The 1320-nt window shown below is 56.7% G+C and carries 1 protein-coding gene; it reads right to left on the bottom strand.

Annotated elements, in window-relative coordinates:
- Positions 1-20 precede the first annotated feature (20 nt).
- Positions 21-1268: an IS256 family transposase gene (locus ACK59L_RS21465; protein WP_409275945.1), complete on the bottom strand. Its 1248-nt coding sequence runs from the start codon at positions 1266-1268 to the stop codon at positions 21-23.
- Positions 1269-1320 lie beyond the last annotated feature (52 nt).

Raw genomic sequence — 1320 nt, 5'->3', positions numbered from 1 at the left:
CGTCAGGCAGGCCCTGATTTTCACCATGTTGGCCTGATGAACCGATCTCCGTACAGAATCGCAAATTGATTCATCGCGCTTTTCCAATCATGGGCCGGTTTTCCCCAGTTGGCTGTTATGTTACGCAGTCCCAGCCAAATCAACTTGGTCGCTGCGTCATCGTTCGGGAAATGCCCCCGGGTCTTGATGACCTTGCGCAGCTGGGCGTTGATGCTCTCGATGGCGTTGGTGGTGTAGATCACTTTCCGAATGGCTGGCGGGAAAACAAAGAACGGAATCACGCGATCCCAAGCCCGTCTCCAAGCCGCCACCACCGTTGGATATTTCTCACCCCACGGTCCGTTCTCGAACTCATCCAGTGCCTGCTCAGCCGCTTCGGCGTTGATGGCCTGGTAGATCGGCTTAAGTTCCTTGGCCAGTGCCCGCCGCTTGTCCCATGCCGCGAAGTCCAGGCTGTTGCGGATCAGGTGCACGATGCATGTCTGCAGCGTCGTCTCTGGAAACACTGCACTGAGGGCTTCTGGCATGCCTTTGAGACCATCGGTCACGGCAATCAGCACATCCTCGACGCCACGCGTCTTGAGGTCGTTGAAGACCTTCATCCAGAACTTCGCACCCTCGGTGTTCTCAATCCAGATGCCCAAGATATCGCGGGTTCCGTCGGGTAGAACGCCCAGAGCCAGGTAAATGGCCTTGTTGCGCACCAGGCCTTCTTCGCGGATCTTCACCCGCAGTGCATCAAAGAAAATGACCGGGTACATCGGTTCCAGGGGCCGTTGTTGCCACGCGCCAATTTCGTCCATGACCTCGTCTGTCACAGAGCTGATGAAATCGGGTGAAACGTCTGTGCCGTACTGCTCTGACAGAAATGCCCGGATCTCCCTGACCGTCATTCCACGGGCGTACATGGCGATGATCTTGTCATCGAAACCGGTATATCGGCGCTCGTGCTTGGGAATCAGAATCGGTGCAAAACTGCCGTCTCGATCTCGAGGAATTTCCAGCCGCAGCGGGCCATCGCCGGTCAAAACCGTCTTGCCACTCTTGCCGTTACGCTGGTTGGTCTCATCCTCTGGGCGCTGCGCGCCCGGCGGATAGCCCAGGTGGTGGCCAAGCTCGGCATGCAGGGCACGCTCGATCAAGGCCTTCTTGAAGGCCGCAGATGCATCTTCGATAGCTTCTGCGGTCATCAGGCCCTCACCGAACTGCTCCAGCAGCTCTTTGGGGATTTTGGGCAGGTCACGCAGGGGTTTCTTTTTGGTTGGCATACATGCACCTCTTACTCATGTTATGCCCGAACACAAAATTTCTGACACCCTC

The organism is Pseudomonas sp. KCJK9111 (genome assembly GCF_046231935.1).
In the GTDB taxonomy this organism is placed as follows: domain Bacteria; phylum Pseudomonadota; class Gammaproteobacteria; order Pseudomonadales; family Pseudomonadaceae; genus Aquipseudomonas; species Aquipseudomonas parafulva_B.
Note: the sequence above shows the minus strand (reverse complement) of the source record. Positions and strands in the feature narration are given on the sequence as shown.